The following is a 17623-nucleotide window of genomic DNA, read 5'->3' as shown; positions in this document are numbered from 1 at the left end:
TTACAATGAGTAATCGTGATTTGTTCGGTACTTGTTGTAATATGTGAATTTTTTTATTCACAAAAATGGAGGTTTTTTAAATGACACAAGGTACAGTAAAATGGTTTAACGCAGAAAAAGGTTTTGGATTTATCGAAGTAGAAGGCGGAAACGACGTATTCGCTCACTTCTCAGCTATTCAAGGTGACGGTTTCAAATCACTTGACGAAGGTCAAAAAGTTGAATTTGAAGTTGAAGAAGGTAACCGCGGACCACAAGCAGTTAACATTACAAAACTTTAATTCCTAGAAATTAAATAAATGTTTAACCAAAAAATCGAGACACCTATTATGGGTGTCTCTTTTTTGTTTTATTCATAAAACACGATGAGACCAGAAGGAAATATTTATGACCGGATAAAACTAGTTTGGATCTTTTACAAGGCTTCTGCTTTTATTTGAATAAACTTATACGATAGTATAAGAGTAAAGAGATTTTCAGATAGGGATGAAAAAATATGAGCAACACGCATATATTTTCGAAGCGTGAAGAAATAGCAAATGCGATTATTCATGGCATTGGTGCTCTTTTAAGTGTGACGGCACTTGTCTTTTTAATTGTGTCATCTGTAACACGAGGAACTGTATGGCATGTCGTAAGTTTTACGTTGTTTGGGACAACCATGCTGCTTTTGTATATATCGTCCACGCTAGTCCATGGGCTTCCGGCGGGTAGAGCGAAGGATGTGTTTGAAATCATGGATCACTCCTCCATCTACTTTTTTATAGCCGGGACGTATACCCCTTTTTTATTTCTCGCAGTAAAAGGGACACTTGGTTGGACATTATTTGGGATTGTATGGGGGCTTGCAATTGCTGGTACGGTTTTTAAGGCTTACTTTGTGAAGCGTTTCTTACATACATCGACATTGTTATACGTATTGATGGGCTGGCTAATAGTGTTTGCATGGAATCCACTTGTGATGAATTTGTCTACACAGGGGTTGGTTTTGCTAGCAGTGGGCGGTGTTCTCTATACAGTTGGTGCGGTTTTTTATGTGTGGCGGGGCTTTACTTATCATCATGCAGTATGGCATATATTTGTGCTCGCAGCGTCCGTGCTACATTTCTTTGCAGTGATGACACTGTTGGCATAACGAATATAAAAGTGAATACTAGAAGAAAAAATGCAAGAAATAAATTAGTTCTAAATAAACATAGTCATTTAAAGATGAAATGACTATGTTTATTTTTCGGTCGAACATCAATTCATTTGTTTGGCTTTAAATGATTATAATAACTAATTAAATTTGATGATGTTTGCTTACAGAAGGTAATAAATAATTTGTCATTTGAGTATTCCAAAAATAGAATAGGAAGTGATCATATGGGGTTAAAAGTTGGAATTATTGGATGTGGTTCTATTGCTAAATTACGTCATGCTCCAGAATATAAAGCGAATCCATTTGTAGACGAAATTGTTTTTTATGACAGAAATCTGGATCGTGCAGAAGCGTTAGCGGCCATGTTTGATGGAACTGTCGCAAAAAGTGTAGATCAATTACTTGCAGATCCTACTGTCCAATTAATTAGCGATTGTTCTTCGAATGAGAATCATTACATATTTTCTGCAAAAGCATTGCTTCAAGGGAAACATGTGCTATGTGAAAAACCTATATCTCTAACAATTGATCATGCGAAAGAAATACTCGATGCCCAAAAGGAATCTGGTAAAAAACTAATGGTCGCTCACAATCAACGATTTACATGGGCTCATCGAAAAGCGAAAGAAATCATAGGTAGTGAAGAACTTGGTAAGGTGCTGACTTTTAGAACGACTTTTGGACATGCTGGACCAGAACAATGGGGTATAAATAAATCGAACTCGACATGGTTCTTTCAAAAAGAGCGGTCAGGACTAGGTGTTGCTGGAGATTTGGGAATCCATAAAGTTGATTTATTACACTACTTATTGGATGACGAAATAGAGCAAGTAAGTGCTTTTCAAGGAGTACTTGACAAAGTCAATGAAAATGGCGAGCTAATTGAAGTTTGCGATAACATTGCATGTAGTTTAAAAACGAAAAAAGGAAGAATAGGTACTGCTTCTTTTTCTTGGACGTATTATGGCGAAGAAGATAATAGTACAATTATCTACTGCGAAAAAGGTATTTTGAAAATATATCATAGTGATTTATATCAGTTAGAAGTGATTACAAGAGATGGGGAGAAGGTACAATATCAACTAGAAAGCATTCAAACAAATGATAGTCAAACAAACAGCGGAGTAATTGATGCCTTTATCGAATGTGTCCGACTTGATCAATCCCCACTTGTAACAGGGAATGATGCAATTGCAGCTCTAAAGGTCGTATTAGGTCTTATAGAAGCAGCAGAAACGAATAGGGTTGTAACAATTAGTAGTGAATAATTTATGGAATAAATAGGAAATTAATTTGTTGTAATCTGGAATATTTTGGCGTCTATCATTATCCAATTACTGTATGTAAAATGTAAATGTATAGAATTGGAGGAAATGCAATGTTTACGAGATTTATGAAAGTATTTTTATTAATTGTGTTAGCGTTTGGTTTTACTATATCAAATGTATCTTTTGCCCAAGCAGCAACCAAGGTAATGTGGGGTAAAACAGAACTAAAAATTGGTCAGATTGGAAAAGCAACCATATTAGCAGATACAAAGCTAGTTAAGATAGAAAGCAATGGTTCTTTATCAGTCGTTCGTTCCATGAAAAAAGGCGAAGAATATCGTGTGTATAGTTACAAAAGTCAACACAATGGCCTATACGGAGTAGGTGGAGGAAGTTTTGTACAAAAAGATGTAGCTAAAGTGAAGTATGAAACACCATCTAAAGCAAAACTAGCTCTATTGAAACAAGGAAGTGAAAATCCACAACCGACTTCGAAACCAACACAACCAAGTGTAGGCAATGGTTTAGAAGTTATTCCAGGAGCACCTACTAGCTTTCAAAACTGTACTGAAATGAATAAATTTTATTCTAACGGCGTAAAAAAAGGTCATCCAGCGTATGCATCTAAACATGACAGAGATAATGACGGTTGGGCATGTGAACGAAATTAAGTCCTGTGTATTTATCTTTATGTGCTTTAGATTAGTTGGGAGTGTAACAAGTGAAGAATAAATGGTTTAAAGTGTTCCTCGTTTTTGTTTTCGTATTTAGCTTTATTTCTATTAATGCCATAAATGCTAGTGCCGAGACAACAAAAGTTATGTGGGGGAAAACAGAGTTAAAGAAAGGCCAGATAGGTAAGGTCACCGTATTAAGCAATACTAGTCTTCTAGACAATAATTTGAAAAGTGTTCGTACAGTCAAAAAAGGCGATGAATATAGAGTTTACTCTTATAAAAGCACGAATGGTGGCTTATATGGACTAGGTGGAGGACAATTCGTCAAGAAAGGTTCTTCTATTAAATATGAAACTCCTTCGAAAAGTAAACTTGCCCTATTAAATATGGTGAGTAAAAACCCACTAGAAGTTCACTTTATTGATGTTGGACAAGGAGACTCCATATTAATCAAAACAGCTAACGGCAAAACAATGCTAGTTGACGGAGGTAAAAAGGGAAGCCATGTCGTAAGCTTTTTATCTTCAAAAGGTGTTCGTAAACTGGATTATGTAGTAGCTACTCATCCAGATGCGGATCATATTGGCGGGTTAGTGGATGTTTTACATTCATATAGTGTTGGTACATTTATCAATAGTGGAAAAGCACATACAACTCAAACGTATGCGGAATTATTAACCTTAGTAGGTGATAGGAACATCAAATATAAAGTTCCTAAAATTGGAGATAAGATTTCACTCGATGAAAATATCGATATTACTGTTTTAAACGCAAACGAAAATGCGAGCGATACCAATGATGCTTCCATTGTTTTAAAAGTAACATACGGTCAAGTTTCGTTTCTTTTGACCGGTGATGCAGGAACGAATATGGAAGAACAAATGTACAAGAAATTTAATGTGCAATCAACCGTACTTAAAGCTGGTCACCATGGATCAGATACGAGTAGCTCCAGTGCTTTTATTCAAAGAGTGAAACCACAAGTAACTATATTAAGCTACGGAAAAGATAATTCATACGGACATCCACACGCAGCTGTAGTTAGTAGGCTTAAAAATGTTGGCTCTAAAATTTACTCAACTGCTGAATCTGGAAGTATTACCGTAACTACAAATGGTGTAACTTATTCCGTATCTGCAAAACCGTGGACTGGTAGCGGAACAGGTGTCGTTACATCTAAACCAGCACCACCTACGGCACAAATAGTATTTAGCAATTGCACTGAATTGAGAAAAGTGTATCCAAATGGAGTTTCTAAAAGTAATGCAGCGTATCAAACCAAAATGGACCGTGACAATGATGGCTGGGCATGTGAAAAATAACTGGAATAGTTAGAGGGTAGCTCAAAATAGAGCTATCCTTTTTAAAATATGAATTAAATTATTCATTTTTTCTTGGCGCCAGATTCACTTGTTCTTAACCTAGAGTTACCAGTATTAAGGTATAATGAAAACTAGACCGATATTAATATAAAAGAGAAGAAAGGGGATTCTATACTATGTTAAAAACAACCGTATTTGAAGAATTAAAACGTGCGATGAAAGAAAAGGACGTGCTTGCTAAAGGGGTACTAACGCTAGTAAAATCAGCACTTGATAATGCTGAAAAGGAAAAAGGTTCAACGCTTACTCCAGAAGAAGAAACAGCTATCGTGAATCGTGAAATTAAGCAAACGAATCAAGCGCTAGAAGGTGCTCAAAAAGCGAATCGTGAAGACTTAATGGAAAAAGAGGAAGCAAAACTAGTATTACTAAAAAGTTTCTTACCTAAGCAATTAAGTGAAGAAGAAATAGTAGTGGTTCTAACAGAGGCTGGAATTGCTAAAGGTATGAACATGGGGGATGCGATGAAAATCGCAAAGCCGTTACTTGTTGGAAAAGCAGACGGGTCGATCATGTCAAAAGTCGTCAAAAGTTTGATTTAAAGGGAGAGTGCCATAGCGCTCTCCTTTTTACATAGGTACGTTGTCAAATTGGTTTCTTGCTTCAAGAGTTATACCCGCCTACAAGTTATATGTCGCTTTTAGCTTGCAAGACAATTCAACAACTAGAACACCTGCAGAGACTGATAGATTAAATGAACCTACGATTAAATGGTTAGATTCAGAGTGAAACAAATAAGCCTTTGGGATGAAAGGATATACCATTACTTCTATGTAAGCGAATCTCTGCACCCGGAAGTTCTTCTATTAACAGTTCCAACGCTTGTGGCTGCCTGATATATAAATAATCACCAACTAACAATTTAAGTTCTGCATTCCTACTGAGTGCTTCTTTCAACGTTGGAAGTACAAGCTGCACGACAGACTTCATAGCAAAAGCTGTAATCCAATAAATGCTTCATGCATCATCAGATAACTTTCTTTAATTTTGAATAAGATTCGAAGTAATTAGTCGTGCTTATTCATCCCCAACCTCTATCAAAAATATTCCTTCCTCAAATCCACCACGCTTTTCTTTCTTTGCAATACGGATTTTCTCTAGCTCATCGTATGTAGCTTCGTGAATAGGTAACACAGCATGGATTAATTCTAATATGTCTGTGAGTTCCTCTAGTGCATCTAGTCGGCTTTCGGTTTCTTGGAATTCTTTTACTTCTTCGTATAGTTTATTTTTGATTTCAGTAAGGTGTTCGGGTTTATCTAGTATACGTGTTGTGAATTTACCGCCAGATGCTTCGATGACTTGTGGTATGAGGTCTCGGACAAGTTTGTTGTAAATTGGCATCGGTTGTTCCTCCTTGATTATTAATGAAAAATAATGTCTTTTGTTTCTTGCGTATCTGCAAACCATCTTAATACTTGGTTATGGTGGTTGATGATTTGTTGCGCAGTTAATTTTCCAGAATCCCAGGTACTATGGGCATCGGTTACTAGAGTGATCTCGTATCCTAAACTGTAAGCATTTCTGCACGTAGTATCTACGCAGACGTCGGATTGGATGCCAGCAATTATTAAGTGTTCAATAGGAAGCTTTTGTAGCACTTCTTGCAAGTTAGTTTTATAAAAGGCGTCAGGTGTTGTCTTTTGAATGACAGTGTCTCTTTTTGCAGGTGTAATTGCAGGGTGTATTTCCCACGCTTTTGTACCGGGTTCTAACATTTTCCCTAATGGGGCATTGTGTTGGATATAAATGACGGGAACATTATTGCTTTTTGCATTTCCAATAAGCTGCAGGATGTTGCCGATCACTAATTTGTCATTGAATACCGGATTTTCTTCTAAGAACATACCGTTTTGAACATCAATAATTAATAGTGCGCTTTTTTTCATAACCTTCTCCTCTCAATCTCTATTAGTCATTATAGAATGGTAAGATTAGGAATACAAATATGCTTTTTAATTAATTACAGAGGTGTTCATATGAATAAAAACAAAAGGTATTGAATCCTAATGCCACCTTTTCTAATTGTAGGAATCGCAATTATTTTCTACTCACCAGTTGAGTAAAGGTAATATTCATGTGTAGTCATAATTCTGTTTTAGATTACTTATTATTCTTGGGATTTTATTGCAAAGAAGAAGTTCGCTAAAAAGTGAATGTTTTAAAAAATATCAATCATACCTCAGTGTTATAAACAATCTACCTACAATTCGGAGTAGTACTTGAGTTTTGTGTGACAGAGAGGGTTTAATTGAAATGAAAAAACAGCCACCTGTTTAAGATGGCTGTTCCAAGTTATTGAACGGTTCCTTTGAAGTCTTTAAGTGAATCTTGCCAAACGGTTACGCCTTGGCTCATGGCGGATCCACCGCCTAGAGCAGCAGCTACTCCGATTGCCTCTATCATTTCATCCTCCGTACCACCCGCATCCAAGCAACCTTTTGTATGGTAGACGATGCAATATTCGTTATGGGCATGCACACTGATGGCGAGTGCGATAAGTTGTTTCTGTTTTTGATCCAATTTACCATCTTCGAAACATGACTCAGTGAACGCATGAAAGGACCGGGCCACATCCGGCAATTTTTCTGTGAAACTACCCATTCCAACTTTATATTCCTGTAATACGGCTTCTGTATACGTAATTTCCTCCATGTACTTTCCCTCCTGTTGTGGGTAGTATTTGCAAGAAGTAGAAAGACATGCATTAATTTTTGAATTTACGAGCACCTCATACTAAAAAGCATGAAAATCTTCTGCCGGGTGTGATATGGTAAACTATCTACAAATAAAATTTTAGAAGGTGAATTCCATGCTAGAAGTTAGCGATAGTAAATTAGCACAGTATGTCGTGCACTATATGGCTGATGCGCTCGTGCTAGGACATGAGGCGTTTCCGCAGCCAGAGGTCATGCTAGAAGCGGCCTTTACACAACTTGCGTTTCATAAACTCGATCTAGACCAACAATACGCATTTTTTCATGAGACGGATATCGGATTAAATGAAGTGTATACATACGCGAAGAGTATTTATGATAATAATCATAATTTCCTTGAACAATCGCAACATATCGCTAAGCACTTACATAGTGTATCCCAACATCCGAATATAAAAAGTGGCGAATTATTCATTGGCTTATTTGAAAATTGCTTGTTCAATAATGAAGTCAGACAAGTAATAGCCATTGTGAAAATTGATGAAAAAGAAATGTTTTTAGATGTGAAAAATGAGCAAAATATAATGGTTGTGAATGGCATCGATGGCATTAATGTGAAAAAAGTTAATAATCTCGTCGTCATTATCGATATGGGCCAAGACGAAGTACCAGCTGTATTCTTGAAAACGAAAAGAAAAGAAGATGTTGTATATTGGCAAGAGCGTTTTTTAAAGCTCAAAGTGGCAGACGAAAGCTTCCATAAAACGAATTTAGCATTAACAGAATGTAAAAAATATATTTTAAAAGAAGAGACTTTTACGAATACCGATAAACTAGGTTTTTTAAACAAAACGCTTGAATACTTTAGAAATGAAGAAGAATTTCAGGTGGACGACTATATTGAAACTGTATTTGAAGCAGCGGATGAAGTACAAAAAGACGTCCTTATTAATACGGTAAAGCCCTATGAAACAGAAATTTCTGAGAGTGCGATTGTGAAGGCTGAAAAAGGTTATAAGCGAAAAATTAAACTGGATGCCAATATCGAAATTCAGGTAAATGTAAGTGATATCGCGAAAGTGAATGAACTGATTGAAGTCGGCTATGACGAAGTGACAAATCGTAAGTTTTATAAAATTTATTTCGAAGAAGAAGCGTAAACATCTTGTATAAAAAAACAAAAAAGAAGAAGAGAGTTTTGGCTCTCTTCTTCTTTTTATGTTTCTAATGTCGAGTAATTCGGTTTCTTTTGCTTGGAAGAATTTCACTTTATCCTTGAATAGGATAAAGATAACAATAGAAATGATCGCTGCCACGGTTTTCCGAATAAATCCAAAACGTATGCCATTGTGTAAGTGCCGCTTCTCTGTTTTAGTGACCGTATGATTGAATAGGTTAGTATAAGGGACGGTTTTTTTTTTTGCAAAAAATTGAAGAAGTGCTACATAACAAGAGGTGACCATCACATAAAGCAGAATGAGCACCACATAACACGGCTCGAGCACCACATAACACGGCTCGACCACCACATAAAGTAGTTGTAATTCATATCCATTACTAGAAATATTTAAGTTACTTCAAACAAACATGAATGTTATGTTTTTGAACTGGGGAACAAATTTTATCATCTAATATAGATTCACAAACCCTCCTTACGTGGCATACACTAAATAACAGATTAAAAGTTTCCCTTGAGAAACTTTATTTCATGAATTAAAGTAAATTGTATAGATGAAAAATTGGGAGGAGAATACTATGAATACCGTACTGGAAGTATCGAATTTACATGTTTCGTATCTTGGGAATGAAGCTCTTAACAACATTAACTTCAATGTCCCGGCTCGAAAGCTTGTCGGGATTGTTGGACCGAATGGTGCAGGTAAATCCACTTTGTTAAAATCGATGTTGGGCTTAATCCCTAAAGATGCTGGCAATATCATGATCCAAGGAAAGAAAATTGAGGAAATGAGAAAACAAATTGCTTATATTCCTCAGCGGAGCAATATCGACTTTGATTTTCCCATTAGCGTTTTGGAAACCGTCACACTTGGGACATATCCACATCTACGTATCTTTGAGCGAGCTAAAAAGAAAGAAAAAGAGTGGGCCTTGGAATGCTTAGAAAAAGTGGGCATGCAAGATTTTAAAGATAGGCAAATCGGTGAATTATCCGGAGGGCAACAACAAAGGGTATTTTTAGCCCGCGCGTTGGCTCAGAGAACCGATATTTTATTTTTAGATGAACCTTTTGTAGGAATTGATGTGACTAGTGAAGAGATGATTATGAAAATATTAAAAGATTTACGGGACGAAGGAAAAACCGTATTGATTGTGCATCATGATTTAAGCAGCATTGAAAACTATTTTGATGAAGTCGTTTTATTAAATAAAGAATTGGTTTCTTTCGGTGCGGTAGAAGAAGTGATGACACCGGAGAAAGTGGCCTATGCTTACGGTAGCCAATTATCATTCTTAGTGGATTTGGTGGTGAAACCTACTTGAATTTTATAGATGGATTGGTCCAGTATGGCTTCTTACAAAAAGCATTGATTACATCCGTCATGGTCGGGATCATTTGCGGGGTTATTGGATGTTTTATCATTTTAAGGGGTATGTCCCTCATGGGGGATGCGATTTCTCATGCTGTTTTGCCCGGGGTCGCAATATCCTATTTTCTTGGTATTAACTTTTTTATCGGAGCTGTCATAACGGGAGTTTTGACTGCTATGGGGATTGGGTACATCAGTCAAAACAGTCGTATCAAAAATGATGCTTCTATCGGAATCATGTTCACGACTGCTTTTGCTCTAGGGATTATCATGATCACCCTTTTACGGAGCAGTTCCGATCTATATCATATTTTGTTCGGGAATGTCTTAGCTGTTAGACCGAGTGATATGTGGATGACACTAGGTATAGGTATCATCGTTCTTGGCAGCGTTTACTTATTTTATAAGGAACTACTGGTCAGTTCATTCGACCCCACGATGTCTCAAGCATATGGGCTTCCGAATAAACTCATACATTACTTTCTGATGACGCTTCTTACATTGGTGACCGTCGCTTCTCTTCAGACTGTGGGGATCATTTTAGTAGTGGCTATGTTGATCACCCCAGCGTCCACGGCCTATCTATTGACAGATCGTCTATGGAAGATGATTTTTATCTCAGCCACGTGCGGAGCACTTTCTTCCGCCATTGGTCTGTACTTAAGTTTTAGTTATAATTTGGCCTCCGGTGCAACCATCGTCCTTGTTGCCACCATATTATTCATATTGGCATTCTTGCTTTCACCAAAACAAGGCATCATTTGGAGAAAAATAAGAGTGAAGAGAAAAATAGCTACAGCAAATCAGTAAACAATCATGTGGATGAGGAGAGTATTAATGAAAAAATTGAATTGGTTTCCGCTTGTATTATGCTTATCACTACTGTTCGTAACTGCTTGTTCCAATGATTCAGAAAGTAAAAAAGGTAGCGAGCATAAAGATGGAGATCGACTTTCTATCATCACAACGAACTCCATCTTATATGATATCGTTCTAAATGTCGGTGGAAACTTAGTCAATGTGCGTAGTCTTGCCCCAATCGGTTCGGATCCCCATCAATATGATCCGCTACCAAAAGACTTGGAAGATATCACGAACGCAGATCTGGTTTTTTATAATGGATTGAACTTGGAAACCGGAAACTCTTGGTTTGAAGATGTGCTAAATACTACTGGGAAAGACAAGGAAGACTCGCCTGTTTTCAATTTGAGTAACGGGGTAAAAGCCCTTTATCTAAAATCAAGTGAACATCACGGAGAAGAAGATCCACACGCATGGCTTGATGTGAATAATGGGATTATTTATACGGAAAACGCCAAAGACGCACTTGTTAAAATAGATCCGAAAAACAAAGATTCGTATGAGAAAAATGCAGCTACCTACATTAAGTCTCTTGAAGAGCTTCATCAAAGTATATTGGGTGAAGTGGAATTGTTACCTAAGGAAGACCGAATCCTCGTCTCTAGTGAAGGAGCATTCAAATATTTCTCTAAAGCATATGGATTTGACGCCTACTATATTTGGGAGATCAATTCCCATAGCGAAGGTACTCCAGAACAACTAAAAGCAATCATCGATATCATTCATGAAAAGAAAGTAAAGGCTTTATTTCTTGAATCAAGTGTCGATCCGCGTAGTATGGAAACAGTCTCAAAAGACACAAGTGTAACGATAGCAGGTAAGATTTTCACCGACTCGCTCGGTGTTAAAGGAAAAGACGGTGACACTTATATAAAAATGATTCAATGGAATGTAGACGTAATTTGTGACGGTTTGAAACAAAAATAATCTTAAAAACGCTTGTCTATTAAGTCATAAAATAAAACAGGTGAATAGCCTTTCATTCTCATAGAATAAGCCACTTTTCTAAACAGATTTTAGTTGTTTAGGAAGGTGGCTTCTTTGTGTTTTATTAGAATGTTTGGTTTTCAGAGTTTTTGGGCAATACTTAGAAAAATTATAAAATGTTTGTCAGATTAGCTTAGAGGAGGAACTATATTTTGAAGAAACTTAGGATTATATTGTTAATATCGCTATTAGCACTCACAGCGAATTCAGTAGCACATGCATCACCAATGTTCGATGTAGCCACGAATGATGTAGAATTATCGGTCTCACCAGATTTATTAGATGAAGTCGTAGCCATTGAAGATCAAACAGAAAAATTTGATGTACATTATGACGATGCATATAATAGGAGAATGTTTTTAGAATTAAAGCCAGAAACGTATACAGTCGTTAAGGGGGATAACTTATATCGGATTGCACAGGAGCACGATATTTCCCTAGAGGAGCTTATGAGTTGGAATGATCTTACAGGTGATTTAATCCACCCTGAAGATGTATTGATCGTGAGCGGTGATGAAGAGGCAGATGAGGTCGTTAAAACGGAGTCCGATAATAAGGTGGCAGTCGTATATTCGCCGATTATTTCATCCTCACCAGTTCAGGAAGGGAAAGAGATGACCGTGATAGCCACGGCATATACAGCTTACTGTAACGGTTGCTCTGGAACGACAGCTTATGGCATTGACCTACGTGCGAATCCCGATCAGAAAGTGATTGCAGTCGATCCGAGGATTATTCCACTTGGCACAAAGGTTTGGGTGGAAGGATACGGTGAAGCTATCGCTGGGGATACAGGTGGAGCTATTAAGGGGAATAAAATCGATGTTTTCATCCCTTCTTATGATAGTGCTATGCAATGGGGAGTTAAAAAAGTGAAAATAAGAGTGATCAATTAAAAAGGTGCCTATGTAACGTTTGTTGCATAGGTACCTTTTAATTTGCAAAATAGAAATAATTATTGAGAATGTTCACATAATAAAGGATAATGAAAAAATTAAACTATTACATATAGGAGTTGTCCATCCATGTCTACTGAAACAGAAGCCAAAAGAAAATCCGTGAAACAAAATAAGCAACTTGAAAGCAGAGGACGCCTTTTAGTAAAATGTCCAGATAAACCAGGGATTGTATCGGTGTTGTCCACTTTTTTATATAGTCATAACTCGAATATTATGGAATCGAGTCAGTATTCAAGTAATCCAGAAAACGGTACCTTCTTTATTCGGATTGAATATCACTGTGATGGTTTGCTCGCAAAATCAGAACAAATGGAAAAGGATTTTGAAGAAATAGCTGCTAACCATTCGATGGAATATGAGTTTGCCTATCCGAATGAGCGAAAGCGATCGGCCATCTTTGTTTCAAAAGAACCACACTGTTTGATGGAACTGTTGTGGGAATGGCAAAATGGGGATCTTGATACGAATATCGTCATTGTTATTAGTAATCATGAAGATGCGCGACCATTCGTAGAAGCACTGGGAATTCCTTTTCATTATATTCCGGCGAATAAAGATATTCGAAAACAGGTGGAAGCGGAGCAGATTCGTCTCATGGCAGAATACGAGGTTGACTTGTTGATCCTTGCACGCTATATGCAGATTCTAACACCAGACTTTGTAAACCATTTTGAAAGTCGAATTATTAATATTCACCATTCCTTCTTACCGGCGTTCATCGGAGTTGGTCCATATGAGCGTGCGTTTGAACGTGGTGTGAAACTGATTGGTGCGACGTCGCATTATGTGACGAATAATCTGGATGAGGGTCCTATTATCGAGCAAGATGTGGAACGAGTCGATCACCGGGATGATGTAATTGAATTGAAGAAAATTGGTCGACAAATTGAGCGGCGTGTGCTTGTAAGAGCAGTAAAATGGCATTTGGAGAATCGGATTATTGTGGAGTGTAATAAAACGATTTTGTTTCATTGAGTGATTTTCAAGAATTGCATTTGGTCTCGGGTCCAATACAACAGGTCTTTAATTTCTATTAATTGTAAATAACACCCCCGTTAAGGAGAAGTAATTTCTCTTTTAAATGGGGGTGTTTCTAAATTTAAAGGGTCTCTTCACTCTCTATGTCCAAGAAAGAATTTGACGCAAAAATTGTATTTTGGTATTTTTTCGTCGAATTTTGGAAAAGATATGTTGGAAAAGGAGTGGGTGCATTTGTTAGAATTGCAAACTGATTTAGAAGGAAAAATGGCGTATTTTGGTGACCTGCGCAATCGTATTCAAAGTCTCGGATATTCGATTGGTGGAAATTGGGACTATCATAAAGGAAGTTTTGATAATGTTTTGTGGCGTGATGAAGGAGAGACGATATACTTAAGGCTCCCATTTGAAGTGTTAGAGGGAGATTTGGATCATCACGAAGCATATATTAGGTTTCAAACACCGTACGTTATCAAACATGTCGTAAATGTTGGGCTAGACAAAAATGAAAATTCTTTGTTAACCTCTACAGGATTCGACCAATTCCAAGATCCTGTCGATAAAGATGGAAAAATTGAAAATAAAAATAGATGGGCACACGCTGGAGAACAGGCAGTGGAGCAAGTCGTGCGGCTAGTCCACTAATCCATAAAACCGTTTCGGAACCTCTAGCCGAAACGGTTTTGTTTTTTTAAAAAGACAAGAAGGAAAGAAAAATTTGAATAGATTAAATACATCCTGGCGAGAATGTATAAGAATAATTAAAAGAAAGGATAGCAGGATGAGGGATTCAAATATTAGGGAATACTTTTCGTGCATTTTGAATGAGCCATGTGGATAGCACAAAAGGCATCGTCAAAACTGGTAAACCGTATTGAAGTAAAAAAGTGTCTAAGCTTGCTGTAATTTGAACGGATAAAAAGGAAGCGAAAATTCCTGTAATCCAAGCATTTTTATGTTTAACTTCCAAGACTGAAGTTACTGCAATCATGGTTAAAACGGCATTGTAATTATAAAGACCTAAGTTGATTAATGAAATCTCTCCACCAAGAAATAGAGCTGATAACCAACCTATAGCAGAACCGATGATTGCGTAGATTCCATATCTAAAACTTCCGATGAAAATTGCGAGGAGGAAGAGGACGGCAGGAAGCATTTCATCTAAAAAAAAGATTTGTCCAATACCTCTTATTAATCCATGCCAATCGAGTGAACCGCCAAGCTCCCTTTCCCAATTTATTAAGTTTTGGGGTAATATATTTGCTCCTGGTTTGATGAAACTTAGACGAAATGAAGTACCAATAAAAAACCAAGTAAGAATGATGTATGGAAATGTGAGAACAGATGTATCGAAACGCTTTGTAATATTTATCAAAGCGGCAGTTACAATGGCAGTAACTCCAGCGCATACTAAAGCAATAATCCATTTATGAGGTCCTTCCAAAAATAAATAAATGGCTAATCCTGAAAGGACCGAGTTAAATCCAAAGAAACCACTACTCAATACCTTTTTATCTGCACCACCAAAACTTGCAACAAGTGTTCCTGTAATCGCTGAGCCAATTGCAATGAGGCCAAGTGGAATTGAGTAGATAAGAATTCCTGCCAAGATGAGTAATCCTGAAAAAATATTTTCGATAAAGACAACTTGTGAAATTCCTTTGACTGATGCGCTCATAAGTTGAATGAACTTTTCTTTCATGGTAGTCGCCTCTTTCTTCATGGAGCTTTAAGTTACTTAATCCGTTAAGATTCAAATTATTTTACCCTCTTTTACACAATATACACTCAAATGATTGGAGGAAAACGTATGCAATTGTTGCCACGTGAGCAAGAAAAATTATTAATCGTTGTTGCAGCTGACTTAGCAAAGCGCCGAAAAGAAAGAGGCCTAAAACTAAACTATCCAGAAGCAGTGGCGCTAATTACGTATGAGATTCTAGAAGGTGCACGAGATGGAAAGACTGTAGCAGAGCTAATGTCATATGGTGCGACAATTTTATCATCCGAAGATGTGATGGATGGAATATCGGATCTAATTGAAGACGTTCAAGTGGAAGCAACTTTCCCTGATGGTGTGAAACTCGTTACTGTGCACTTTCCGATTAGCTAAATAGGAGGATGTCGAATTGAGACCAGGAGATTATGTATTAAAAGAAGGGGACATTGTGTGTAACGAAGGGAAAGAAACGAAACGTTTATCTGTTGTTAACACTGGAGATAGACCTGTACAAGTCGGATCCCATTTTCATTTTTATGAAATAAATACGGCGGTCGAATTTACACGTGATGAAGCATTTGGTTTTCGATTAGATATACCGGCTGGATCTGCAGTTCGCTTTGAGCCAGGTGATCCAAAAGAAATTCAACTCGTTGCATTTGGAGGAGAAAGACGCATTTACGGATTGAATTATAAAACGGAAGGCACATTAGATCGGGGGTAATGCTATGAGTTTTAAATTGTCGAGAGAACAATATGCATCTTTGTACGGACCTACAACCGGGGATGCAATTCGATTAGCGGATACGGAACTTTTCATTGAAATTGAAAAAGATTACACCAATTATGGGGATGAAGTAGTTTTCGGAGGAGGAAAAGTGATTCGAGATGGAATGGGTAGCCATCCTCTTGCAACACGTGATGAGAACGTTCCAGATGTGGTTATTACAAATGTGGTCGTTCTAGACTACACAGGAATTTACAAAGCTGATGTAGGTATCCGAGATGGTAAAATTTTTGCCATCGGAAAAGCAGGGAACCCATTAGTAATGGATGGCGTGGATATTGTCATTGGTGCATCTACAGAAATAATTGCAGGGGAACATAAAATTTTAACAGCTGGTGGTATTGATACACATGTGCATTTCATTAATCCTGCACAAGTCGAAACTGCTTTAACAGCAGGCTTAACTACACTAATTGGAGGAGGAACTGGTCCTGCTGAAGGGTCCAAAGCAACAACTGTTACACCAGGGGAATGGAATATTCATCGAATGCTTGAAGCTGCCGAAGATATGCCTATCAATGTTGGCTTTTTAGGAAAAGGCCATGCAGCTGCAGAAGAGCCGCTTGCTGAACAAATTCGTGCGGGTGCGATTGGACTAAAGGTACATGAGGACTGGGGAGCAACATACGCCTGTATTGATATGTCCTTAAAGGTAGCAGATGAATATGACGTTCAAGTTGCTTTACACTCCGATACGTTAAATGAAGGCGGATTCGTAGAAAATACAGTCGCATCCTTTAAAGATCGAGTAATTCATACGTACCATACAGAAGGTGCGGGAGGAGGACATGCTCCGGACCTTATTAAAGTAGCTAGTCAAATGAATGTACTACCTTCCTCTACTAATCCTACATTGCCTTATACGAAAAATACAGTTATCGAGCATATGGATATGTTAATGGTTTGTCATCATTTAAACCCAGATATACCGGAAGATGTTGCTTTTGCCGATTCTCGTATTCGTGCGGAAACAATTGCAGCGGAGGATATTCTGCAAGACATGGGAATTTTCAGTATGACGAGCTCAGATTCCCAAGCAATGGGGCGTATTGGAGAAGTAATCATTCGAACGTGGCAAACTGCAGATAAAATGAAAAAGCAACGAGGCAAGTTTGAGGAAGACCAAGGAGTTGGAGATAACAATCGTGTGAAACGATATATTGCAAAATATACGATAAATCCTGCTATTACACATGGAATTTCCGAATACGTAGGGTCAATTGAAGTAGGGAAGTTTGCGGATTTAGTTCTGTGGGATTCTAAATTTTTTGGTGCAAAACCAAGCATGATACTTAAGGGAGGAATTGTAGTATCCGGCGTAATGGGAGATGCAAATGCTTCTATTCCAACACCACAACCGATTCTTTATCGTAAAATGTACGGAGCAATGGGGCGAGCCAAGTACAAAGCAGCAATTACATTTATTTCTACAGCTGCATATGAAGCAGGTGTGCATAAAAAACTTGGATTAGAGAAAACGGTACTTCCAGTTCGTGGGATTCGAAACTTAACAAAGAAGGATATGAAACTAAATGGAGAGACTCCAGAAATTGAAGTAGATCCAGAAACTTACGAAGTACGTGTAAACGGAGAACATCTAATATGTGATCCAGTAGATGAAGTACCACTCGGGCAACGATATTTCTTATTTTGAGGT

21 protein-coding genes are annotated in these 17623 nt (G+C 37.6%); 16 read left to right on the top strand and 5 right to left on the bottom strand.

Annotation, left to right across the window (positions count from 1 at the left end; translation table 11 throughout):
- The first annotated feature begins 80 nt into the window (after positions 1-80).
- From PB01_RS17415 to PB01_RS17390, 6 genes are all read left to right on the top strand, one after another.
- The gene (locus PB01_RS17415; RefSeq protein ID WP_151701354.1) at positions 81-281 is read left to right on the top strand and encodes a cold-shock protein; all 201 of its coding nucleotides are present in this window, start codon (positions 81-83) and stop codon (positions 279-281) included.
- A 215-nt stretch (positions 282-496) separates the two neighbouring features.
- Entirely contained in the window at positions 497-1135 is a 639-nt protein-coding gene (gene trhA, locus PB01_RS17410) for a PAQR family membrane homeostasis protein TrhA (RefSeq protein WP_151701353.1), read from the top strand.
- Positions 1136-1365: 230 nt separating this feature from the next.
- Complete coding sequence (locus PB01_RS17405; RefSeq protein ID WP_151701352.1) at positions 1366-2409, top strand: Gfo/Idh/MocA family protein; 1044 nt, start codon at positions 1366-1368, stop codon at positions 2407-2409.
- A 110-nt stretch (positions 2410-2519) separates the two neighbouring features.
- Positions 2520-3080: an excalibur calcium-binding domain-containing protein gene (locus PB01_RS21830; RefSeq protein ID WP_318837481.1), complete on the top strand. Its 561-nt coding sequence runs from the start codon at positions 2520-2522 to the stop codon at positions 3078-3080.
- A gap of 50 nt (positions 3081-3130) precedes the next feature.
- Complete coding sequence (locus PB01_RS21825) at positions 3131-4408, top strand: MBL fold metallo-hydrolase (protein ID WP_318837480.1); 1278 nt, start codon at positions 3131-3133, stop codon at positions 4406-4408.
- Positions 4409-4584: 176 nt separating this feature from the next.
- Positions 4585-5010 carry a GatB/YqeY domain-containing protein gene (locus tag PB01_RS17390; protein WP_151701350.1) on the top strand — a complete coding sequence of 142 codons (426 nt, stop codon included), beginning with the start codon at positions 4585-4587 and terminating at the stop codon, positions 5008-5010.
- A gap of 178 nt (positions 5011-5188) precedes the next feature.
- Here PB01_RS17390 and PB01_RS17385 read toward each other — a convergent pair whose 3' ends face one another.
- The 4 genes from PB01_RS17385 to PB01_RS17370 all read right to left on the bottom strand — a co-directional run bounded on the left by PB01_RS17385 (position 5189) and on the right by PB01_RS17370 (position 7123).
- Entirely contained in the window at positions 5189-5398 is a 210-nt protein-coding gene (locus tag PB01_RS17385; RefSeq protein ID WP_151701349.1) for a phospholipase D-like domain-containing protein, read from the bottom strand.
- 87 nt (positions 5399-5485) lie between these two features.
- The gene (locus PB01_RS17380; protein WP_151701348.1) at positions 5486-5812 is read right to left on the bottom strand and encodes a nucleoside triphosphate pyrophosphohydrolase; all 327 of its coding nucleotides are present in this window, start codon (positions 5810-5812) and stop codon (positions 5486-5488) included.
- 20 nt (positions 5813-5832) lie between these two features.
- Positions 5833-6357, bottom strand: coding sequence for a cysteine hydrolase family protein (locus PB01_RS17375; protein ID WP_151701347.1), 525 nt, complete (start codon positions 6355-6357; stop codon positions 5833-5835).
- Positions 6358-6763: 406 nt separating this feature from the next.
- Positions 6764-7123, bottom strand: a complete 360-nt coding sequence (locus PB01_RS17370) for a carboxymuconolactone decarboxylase family protein (RefSeq protein WP_151701346.1) — start codon at positions 7121-7123, stop codon at positions 6764-6766.
- Positions 7124-7280: 157 nt separating this feature from the next.
- On the opposite strand from PB01_RS17370, the gene PB01_RS17365 reads away from it, so the two are divergent.
- The 7 genes from PB01_RS17365 (at position 7281) to PB01_RS17335 (ending at position 14104) form a co-directional block, all read left to right on the top strand.
- Positions 7281-8285 carry a nucleoid-associated protein gene (locus PB01_RS17365; protein WP_151701345.1) on the top strand — a complete coding sequence of 335 codons (1005 nt, stop codon included), beginning with the start codon at positions 7281-7283 and terminating at the stop codon, positions 8283-8285.
- Positions 8286-8880: 595 nt separating this feature from the next.
- Complete coding sequence (locus tag PB01_RS17360) at positions 8881-9627, top strand: metal ABC transporter ATP-binding protein (protein ID WP_151701344.1); 747 nt, start codon at positions 8881-8883, stop codon at positions 9625-9627.
- Positions 9624-10484 (top strand): metal ABC transporter permease, encoded by an 861-nt coding sequence (locus tag PB01_RS17355; RefSeq protein ID WP_151701343.1) that lies wholly within the window; start codon positions 9624-9626, stop codon positions 10482-10484. The genes PB01_RS17360 and PB01_RS17355 overlap by 4 nt, the downstream gene beginning before the upstream one ends.
- 27 nt (positions 10485-10511) lie before the next feature.
- Entirely contained in the window at positions 10512-11462 is a 951-nt protein-coding gene (locus PB01_RS17350; protein WP_151701342.1) for a metal ABC transporter solute-binding protein, Zn/Mn family, read from the top strand.
- 212 nt (positions 11463-11674) lie between these two features.
- Positions 11675-12418 carry a 3D domain-containing protein gene (locus tag PB01_RS17345; RefSeq protein WP_225986090.1) on the top strand — a complete coding sequence of 248 codons (744 nt, stop codon included), beginning with the start codon at positions 11675-11677 and terminating at the stop codon, positions 12416-12418.
- Positions 12419-12547: 129 nt separating this feature from the next.
- Positions 12548-13456, top strand: a complete 909-nt coding sequence (purU, locus tag PB01_RS17340; RefSeq protein ID WP_151701341.1) for a formyltetrahydrofolate deformylase — start codon at positions 12548-12550, stop codon at positions 13454-13456.
- 237 nt (positions 13457-13693) lie between these two features.
- Complete coding sequence (locus tag PB01_RS17335) at positions 13694-14104, top strand: YugN family protein (RefSeq protein WP_151701340.1); 411 nt, start codon at positions 13694-13696, stop codon at positions 14102-14104.
- A gap of 145 nt (positions 14105-14249) precedes the next feature.
- Here PB01_RS17335 and PB01_RS17330 read toward each other — a convergent pair whose 3' ends face one another.
- Positions 14250-15161 (bottom strand): urea transporter, encoded by a 912-nt coding sequence (locus tag PB01_RS17330; RefSeq protein ID WP_192797389.1) that lies wholly within the window; start codon positions 15159-15161, stop codon positions 14250-14252.
- Positions 15162-15269: 108 nt separating this feature from the next.
- Here PB01_RS17330 and PB01_RS17325 point away from each other — a divergent pair, with 108 nt between their 5' ends.
- From PB01_RS17325 to ureC, 3 genes are read left to right on the top strand one after another with little or no spacing between them, the layout of a single operon-like run.
- Positions 15270-15572, top strand: a complete 303-nt coding sequence (locus PB01_RS17325) for an urease subunit gamma (protein WP_151701338.1) — start codon at positions 15270-15272, stop codon at positions 15570-15572.
- Positions 15573-15588: 16 nt separating this feature from the next.
- Complete coding sequence (locus PB01_RS17320; RefSeq protein ID WP_151701337.1) at positions 15589-15903, top strand: urease subunit beta; 315 nt, start codon at positions 15589-15591, stop codon at positions 15901-15903.
- Between the two features lie 4 nt (positions 15904-15907).
- On the top strand, positions 15908-17620 hold the full coding sequence (ureC, locus tag PB01_RS17315) for an urease subunit alpha (protein WP_151701336.1): 1713 nt from the start codon (positions 15908-15910) through the stop codon (positions 17618-17620).
- Positions 17621-17623 lie beyond the last annotated feature (3 nt).

Origin of the sequence: Psychrobacillus glaciei, assembly GCF_008973485.1 — a bacterium.
GTDB lineage: Bacteria > Bacillota > Bacilli > Bacillales_A > Planococcaceae > Psychrobacillus > Psychrobacillus glaciei.
Note: the sequence above shows the minus strand (reverse complement) of the source record. Positions and strands in the feature narration are given on the sequence as shown.